General features: G+C 73.5%; 7 protein-coding genes. 2 read left to right on the top strand and 5 right to left on the bottom strand.

The window, feature by feature from the left end; genetic code table 11:
• Positions 1–46: 46 nt before the first annotated feature.
• The 5 genes from ACFU6K_RS24445 to ACFU6K_RS24425 form a co-directional block, all read right to left on the bottom strand.
• Positions 47–1,267, bottom strand: coding sequence for a phosphatidylserine decarboxylase (locus ACFU6K_RS24445; protein WP_380666359.1), 1,221 nt, complete (start codon positions 1,265–1,267; stop codon positions 47–49).
• A gap of 91 nt (positions 1,268–1,358) precedes the next feature.
• On the bottom strand, positions 1,359–1,718 hold the full coding sequence (locus ACFU6K_RS24440) for a hypothetical protein (RefSeq protein ID WP_380666357.1): 360 nt from the start codon (positions 1,716–1,718) through the stop codon (positions 1,359–1,361).
• Positions 1,719–2,362: 644 nt separating this feature from the next.
• Positions 2,363–3,031, bottom strand: a complete 669-nt coding sequence (locus tag ACFU6K_RS24435) for an FCD domain-containing protein (protein ID WP_234348598.1) — start codon at positions 3,029–3,031, stop codon at positions 2,363–2,365.
• A gap of 43 nt (positions 3,032–3,074) precedes the next feature.
• On the bottom strand, positions 3,075–4,316 hold the full coding sequence (locus ACFU6K_RS24430) for an MFS transporter (RefSeq protein WP_380666355.1): 1,242 nt from the start codon (positions 4,314–4,316) through the stop codon (positions 3,075–3,077).
• Positions 4,313–5,818, bottom strand: a complete 1,506-nt coding sequence (locus ACFU6K_RS24425) for an amidase (RefSeq protein WP_380666353.1) — start codon at positions 5,816–5,818, stop codon at positions 4,313–4,315. Before ACFU6K_RS24425 ends, ACFU6K_RS24430 begins: the two co-directional genes overlap by 4 nt.
• 267 nt (positions 5,819–6,085) lie before the next feature.
• Here ACFU6K_RS24425 and ACFU6K_RS24420 point away from each other — a divergent pair, with 267 nt between their 5' ends.
• Both ACFU6K_RS24420 and ACFU6K_RS24415 read left to right on the top strand, forming a co-directional pair.
• Complete coding sequence (locus ACFU6K_RS24420; protein WP_380666361.1) at positions 6,086–6,418, top strand: PadR family transcriptional regulator; 333 nt, start codon at positions 6,086–6,088, stop codon at positions 6,416–6,418.
• Complete coding sequence (locus ACFU6K_RS24415; protein ID WP_380666351.1) at positions 6,415–7,461, top strand: hypothetical protein; 1,047 nt, start codon at positions 6,415–6,417, stop codon at positions 7,459–7,461. Before ACFU6K_RS24420 ends, ACFU6K_RS24415 begins: the two co-directional genes overlap by 4 nt.
• Positions 7,462–7,512 lie beyond the last annotated feature (51 nt).

The raw sequence follows: 7,512 nt of genomic DNA, 5'->3' as shown, positions 1-7,512 counted from the left end.
CCCCCGAGCTGACCGCCGCCTACCTGGCGGCGGTCGGCGACGGCGGTCAGTAGTCCGTCTCGGCCGGGGGGACGGAGATCGAGGTGCCGTAGTGGTGGTACCCGTCGGTGGGGTCGATTTCCGGCGTCTTGCCCTCCTGGAACAGGAGGATGATGTCGGAGCCGCCGAAGAGGAAGTAGCCGAACTCCTCGCCCTTCGGCACCTGGGCGCCGACGGTCATCGTCATCTTGACCGAACTGACCTGCGCCATGCCCACCGGGACGATCGCGACCAGCCCGATGTCGCCGTACGGGGAGTCGGCGGTGTCGATCACGATGACTCCGCGCGCCTGGGTGAACTCGTAGCCGTCGGTGCTGTTGTCCGGGGCGTCGAACTGCCCGTTGCCGTCGATCGTGACGTCCAGGTAGGTGTTCGCGTGGATGGGGAAGCACTCCTTCACCCGCCCGGCCACGGGGGTGTGGAAGCGGTGGTACGAGTACGGGGCGAGGAAGTAGTGCACGAACGTGCCCTTGGCGAACTTCTTGCCGTATTCACTCTTCTCGCTGAGGAGTTGCGGGATCGTGGTGACTTCGTGGGTGAGCTTGAGCCGTAGCGGATCGCCGGTCGGGTGGATCTCGGAGTCGGCTTCGATGTGGTACTGCTTCTTGTAGATGCAGTCGGCGGGCAGGGTCACCGTGGCGTTGTGCTCCGGGTCGGTGATCGGCCGCAGGCCGGGGTTGAGCTCGCGGGCGAAGAACTGGTTGAAGGTGAGCCAGCCGCTCGGCTCGTTCGGCTTGCCGTCGACCATCGAGTCCTGGACGCGGTAGCGCGGCGCGTCGTCCTCGAACGACTTCAGTTGCTCGTCGCTGAAGGACGCCGTCGTGTCGAGGAAGCTCCCCCACGCCTTGGTGAACCGGACCAGCCATTCCTTGAACCACGGATCGTTCTGCACGATCCGGTTGTCGTCGGCGGTGACCTTCTGGTCGATGAGGTAGTAGAAGTGGCACAGCCGGTCGTAGACCTCCTGGTACCCGCCCTTGTCGTCGGACCAGGCCGCTTCGGCGTCCTGCCTCGGCTTCCACTCGGAGAACGTGGTCAGGTAGTCGAGGTAGTCGGGAATGGTCGTCGGCCAGGCCAAGGCCGTGAACAACGGTTTCCTGAGCTTTTTATCTGCGGTCGTACGTGCCTGCTGGAGTGAGTCCTTCAGCAGTTCGGCCAGCTTCTGGTCGTTGTCCAGCTGCTTCTTGAGTTCCTCGATCACCTCGGTCGAGGTGGATGTGGTGGTCATCGTCAATCCCCTGTCGTCGATGGGGTTCCCGCACCGTCGGCCGCGGTGACCGCGCCCGCGGATCCGTCGCGGCACCTCGTCGGGGTGTCGGCTACGTGCCGGGTGGGAAGGTCTCCCAGGTCGCGCCGGGCGGGCGGCGGTCCATGTGGCTGCGGAATTCCTCGTACTGCGGGTGGTTGTCGCAGAAGGTGTCCGGGTCGAACTCCTGGCCGCAGGAGTTGCCCCAGATTCCCTGGAACGTCAGGTCCTTGGGGTCGGTGCCGGCGTGGTAGACCTTGCCGTCGTTGGCGCCCCACGGGAAGAACGGCGGCAGGCTGGTGTCCTGTCTGGACATGAAGTCGGCACGCTCCAGCGAGTCCACGATCCGGTCGGCCAGCGCCTCGCCGTGCGTCACGCCGCGCGTCTTCGCGTCACCTTCCATCAGGACGTAGTTCCATCGGGAATTCCTCATCGTCCTCTCCTCGGTTCGATCCGGATGGTCCCCCGCCTCTCGATCCTCCGGTGGCCCTCGGCCCTCCGGCCGGATGCTCGCGGACCCGCGTCCCGCCGGCTGTCGCGGCTCTCAGCTGGTGTGGGCGATCTGCGAGTTGACCGCGCACCAGTGGCGGGCCTCGACGGCCTGCTCGCTGTACTGGTCACCGTTGATGTACGTCATGGGTTCCCTCCGCCCCGGCTGGTGAGCTGGACGCACTGGGAGGGCATGGCTCCGCGTCCGCATTCGGCGGTACGACCTCGATTCGCGGCGCACGGTGCTGCACGGCCCGAACGAGGTTCCTTCGTCACGACCTTGAACCCGCCCAATCCCCACTAGCATTATCCGCACACGATCTACACGATGTCTACTCGATCAGTTGCACAGGGTCACGTCAACTGGCGGGGCTTCATCGCAGGTCGGCAGACGGGGCGCGCAGCCCGGAATCCACCGCCGCCGACCCGGTGGGGAACCGTGGAGTGCGTGGTGGCCGCCCGTCGGCCCGTGCCGGTTCGTGGCCGTGGCCGCCTGCGTCGACGGTGCGGCGGCGCAGGCGGCCCGAGCCCCCTGGGTGGTACTGGCGGCCGGGCCCGACGCGGTCGGGCGCGGATGCGGCCCCCGGGTCAGCGCGGTCCGGTGCCCGTGGCGCGCAGTCTGTCGAGGGTGTGGTCCAGGTTGGCCTGGGTCGCCGCGACGGCGGCGTCCGGGTCGCCCGCGGCGATCGCCTCGACCAGGGTGCGGTGCGCGTGGGTGATGCCCTCCGCTTCGACGCCGTCGTGGAGCCGGTTGTCGGCCACCACGTGGCCGGCCGCTTCGCGCAGGGCGTCTACGAAGGAGTCGAAGAGGCGGATGAGCACCGGGTTGTGCGCCGCCCGGACGACCTGGCGGTGCAGTTCCAGGTCGGTCTCGACGAGCTCGGCCGGATCGGCGGCCGCGTCGCGGGCGGCCAGCGCCGCCCGGAGCGCGGCGACGTCCGCCTCGGTGCGCCGCTGCGCGGCCAGCCGGCCCGCCTCCACCTCCAGCGCCGCCCGGACCTCGTACACGTCGAAGACCTCCGAGCGCCGCAGCTCCCGGTCGAACTCCGAGACCGGGGCGGCGGCGGCCACGTACGTGCCCGAGCCCTGACGGGCGCGCAGCTGGCCGTCGGCGATCAGCACCCGGACCGCCTCGCGCGAGGTGGTCCGGCCGACTCCGAGGAGTCGGCTCAGCTCCACCTCGCCGGGCAGTTTGCTGCCGACCGGCCACTCGCCCGTGCCGATCAGTCGGCGCAGCTCGGCCGTGGCTTCCTCCACCAGTGAGCGATGGCGTACCGGGCGAACAGTCATGAGGGCGACCCTATCGTCCTCCGGGTGCCGCACCCGTGGCGGCCTGCTCGTTCATCCGCTCCGGGGCCGGCTCCGGCCCCTCCTCCGGCCCCGCCTCCGGCAGCGCGCGGTCGCGCAGCCGCAGCGCGGAGCCGAGGCCGAGCGCCAGTACGCCGAGGACCAGGGCGAGGACGGTCCGCAGGCCGTGTGCGTCGGCCAGGCCGCCGAGTACCGGTGCGGCGAGGCCGCCCACGGACATGGCGAGTCCGAGGGTCAGCCCGCTGGCGGTGCCGGGCCGGGTGGGCAGATAGTCCTGGGCGAGTGTCACCTGCGGGGCGAAGGGCAGGAACATGGCCAGTCCGAACGCCACCGCGCCGGCCATCGCGACCGCGACCGAGGGTGCGAAGGCCACGGCGGCCAGTGCGGGGACGGCCAGCAGGTAGCCGGTGCGGATCGGGGTCATCCGTCCGCGCCGGTCGCCCAGCCAGCCGCCGAGCAGGGTGCCGGCCGCCCCGGCCAGGGTGAGCAGGGTCAGTGCGGCGGCGCCGGTTCCGGTCGAGCCGTGGAGGTCGCGCTGGATGTGGAGGGCGAGCATCGAGGTGACCGTCACGTAGGGGACCGACCAGGCGACGGTGGTAGCGGCGAGGCGTCCGAACGCCCGCCAGTCGTCGCGGTGGGCGCTCGCCGCCGCGCCCCGGGCGGCCGACGGGGTCGCCGGGGTGTGGCCGCGGTACCGCAGCCACCGGCCCTGCGCGGCCCACAGCAGGGCCGTCACCAGCGCCGGGACGGCCAGCAGCCAGCTGCCGCCCAGGCCGTACGCGCCGACCACGAGGGTGACCAGGGCCGGTGCCAGCGAGGCCCCGAGGGTGCCCCCGACGGAGAACAGGCTCATCGCCCGCTGGGACTGTCCGCCGGCGACCCGGGCCTGGTTGGTGGCGGCCGGGTGGTAGGCGGCGATGCCGATGCCGGCCAGGGCGGCGCAGAGCCAGGTGAGCGGGTAGCTGTCGGCGACGGCGGCGCCGGTGATCCCGGCCGCGGCGGTGAGGAAGCCGGCCGGGATGAGCCAGCCGCGGGGGCGGCGGTCGACCAGCAGGCCGAACAGCGGCTGGACCACGCTGGACAGGCCGCTCGCGGCCAGCGCGATGCCGGAGACGGCGGTGTAGCTGTAGTGCCGCTGGGACATCAGGAAGGGCAGCAGGGCCGGGACGGCGCCCTGGTAGAGGTCGTTGACGATGTGGGTGCCGGTCAGGAAGGCCAGCTGTCCGCGCTTCATCGCGTCCCCCGCTCGGGCCGCGCCGTCGCCTGCGCCGTCGCCTGCCGGGCCGCCCGCCCGGTCGCCCGCTCCAGTACGGCCGCCTGCCGGGCGGCGTGGTGGTGCCAGGGCCGGGCCCGTTCCAGCTGGGCGCCGAGGGAGAGCAGGAGGTCCTCCTGGTGGAGCCGGGCGGTCAGCATCACGCCGATCGGCAGCCCGTCCGGGGTCCAGTGCAGCGGCAGGCTGATCGACGGTCGGCCGGTGAGGTTCGCCACCGGCGTGCGCGGGGTGACGGCGAGCATCCGGGCGTAGGTCCGCTCCGGGTCGTCCGGGTCGGCCAGCGAGCCGACCGGCAGGGGCGGTTGGTCCGTCGTGGGGCTCAGCACCGCGTCGAAACGGTCGTAGCGCCGGCAGATCGTCCGGGCGGTGGCGGTCAGCGAGGCCATCGCGGCGGCCAGCCGGACCGCGCTGTGCTCGTTGCCCCGGGCGCGCAGCCAGCGGGTCAGCGGCAGCAGCCGGTCCTCCCGCTCCGGCGGGACGGGCACGGCGGCGGCCAGCACGCTCCACAGCACGGTGAAGTCCGGCACGTACTCGGCCGGGTCGAACGGCGGGGCCTCCTCCACCCGGTGGCCGAGGTCGGCGAGCAGGTCGGCGGTGCGGCGGGAGGCCAGCGCGGCCTCCGGGTGCCACCCGTCCGTCCGGGGCAGGACCCCGATCCGCAGCGGGCCGGGCTCGCGTTCGACGCAGGCCCGGAAGCGGCCGGCGGGGGAGGCGGGCAGGGTGCTGCCGTCGCCCGGGACGCTGCCGGCCATGACGTCCAGCAGGAGCGCCGCGTCCGGCACCGTCCGGGCCAGCGGGCCGGCGGTGGCCAGCCCGAAGGCGTCCGTGCCGGGGGCGGTCGTCACCCGGCCCCGGCTGGGCTTGAGGCCGACCACACCGCAGGCGGCGGCCGGGATCCGGACCGAGCCGCCGCCGTCGCTGCCCAGGGCCCCGGCGGCCAGTCCGGCGGCGACCGAGGCGGCCGCCCCGCCGCTGGAACCCCCGGCGCCACGGCCGGGGTCGTACGGGCTGCGCGCGGTGGCGTGGACCGTCTCCGTGTAGGCGGAGCAGCCGAACTCGGCGGCCGTGGTGGTGCCCAGCAGCACGCCGCCCGCCGCCCGGAGGGCGCCGACGACGGCGGCGTCCCGCGGAGCGGTGCGGTCGTCGAAGGCGGCGGAGCCCGCGGTGAACGGGAGCCCGTCGACCGGCCAGGTGTCCTTCACCGACAGCGGCACACCGAGCAGCGGCGGCAGCCCGGTGGCGTCCCCGGTCCCGGCGCCGTTCCCGGCGGCGGCCAGCCGGGCCTCGGCTTCACGGGCGGCCCGGCGGGCGCCGGGCGCGTCGATCGTGCGGTAGGCGCCGAGCACGCCGTCGAGTTCCTCGATCCGGCGCAGGTGGTGGTCGACCAGTTCGGTCGGCGAGACGGTGCGCGCGCGGACCGCGGCCGCCTGTTCGGCCAGCGTCAGGGCATGGAGGTCTGACATGATCACTCTCCCCAAGTAGTCCTCAGGTCCCCAGGTCTTCAGGTCCTCTGAGGACTTCACCATAGGGCCGGGCCCGACCCCATGGCAAGGCAAGCCTTACCGGGCGCCCGGGTGCCTACTGCTCCTCCCTCCCCTCGGGTGACCCGTGAGGGAGCGGGCGGCCGCACTGCTGTCGGTGGATGAGTGGTGCCCGCCCCGATCGCACCCGCCCTTGTCAGACACTACGGTGACCGTACTATGGTGTCCGGTGTGACGAAGAAACGCTCCATGCAGGAGCCCACCTTCCTGCTGCTCACCGCCCTCGCCGACCAGCCCCGGCACGGCTACGCGCTCGGCGACGAGGTCGCCGCGATCTCCGACGGCCGGGTCCGGCTCGGCGCCGGCACCCTGTACGGCACGCTCGACCGACTGCTCGCCGAAGGCCTCATCCGGGTCGAGCGGGAGGAGACGGTCGACGGGCGACCCCGCCGCGTCTTCGCCCTCACCCCGACCGGCACCCAGGCCCTCACCGACGAGAGCCGGCGGCTGCGGGCCGCCCTCCGCGAGGCCGACCGGCGCCTCGCCATCACCCGGAACAGGCTCGCGGGAGGCCCGGCATGACCTCGCACCAGGATCACCAGGACCACCCGGACCACCGGGGTCACCAGGACCACCAGGGTCACCAGGAGCAGAGCCGGAAGGACCGGCAGGGCAGCCGTCTGACGACCCACCTGCTGCGCCGCGCCCTCGCCCTCTACCCGGCCTCCTACGGCACCCACGCGCTGGCGGAGGTCGCCGATCACGCCGAGCGCCACGTCCGGACCGCGGGTCCGCTCGCCGCTCTGCGCGAGGTGGCCGATGTGGCGGGGCACGGGGTCCGGGTCCGGTTCGGTCTGGTCTCCCACCGGCCGGCGGGCCGGGCCCTGGCCGCCGCGGCCCCGCTCGCCGCCGCCCTGGCCGGCGGTTACGCGGCCGTGCACCTCTGGTGGGCGGTCCGGGCCGCCGGCGACCCGGACGGCGGGATGCGCGTCGGGTCGCTCACCGCCACGATGGCACTGCTCGTCCCGGCGGTGCTGATGGCCGTCGCGGCCCTGGTCGGCCGCTGGACGACGGCCCGGGTGCTGGCGGCGGCCACCGTCGTGGCCCCGCTGCTCGTCCTGCTCGTCGGCCCCGATCTGCCCGGTGCGTACACGCGGGGCCCGCTGACCTACGGTCTGGTCGGTCCGGACACCGTGCTGTTCGCCCTCAACGCCCTGGTGCTGCTGGCCGCCCCGCCGGACCGCACCACGCAACCGCGCTCCGCCGTTCCGTGGGCGGTCGTGATCGCCACCACGGCCTCGGACGTCGTCCTCGCCCTGGCCTCCGGCCCCGGTGACGGAACGTTCTTCCGTACCGGATTCCACATCGTCGCCCCGGTGGTCGTCGGTGCGGCCGTCGCCTGCACCACCCGCACGGTCCGCTCGGCGGCACTGACGGCCGTGGTCCTGGGCGTGCCGCCCCTGGTCGCCCCCACGCTGACGGGCGACTACGTCATGAACGCGACCGCTGTGCTGTTCCTGGTGGCGCTGTTCACCGTCGGGTACGCGGTCGCCCTCGCGGCGGTCCGGCTGGCGGGCCGGGTGGCGGGCCGGTTCGGCCCGCGCACCGACCCGCGGCAGCCCTGATCCCCGGACCCGGCCCCGCGTCGTGAACCCGCGCGCCGCCCCGTCCGCGCG

The sequence above is a fragment of the Kitasatospora sp. NPDC057512 genome (assembly GCF_042802135.1).
In the GTDB taxonomy this organism is placed as follows: domain Bacteria; phylum Actinomycetota; class Actinomycetes; order Streptomycetales; family Streptomycetaceae; genus Kitasatospora.
This window is presented reverse-complemented; position numbering and strand designations above follow the sequence as displayed.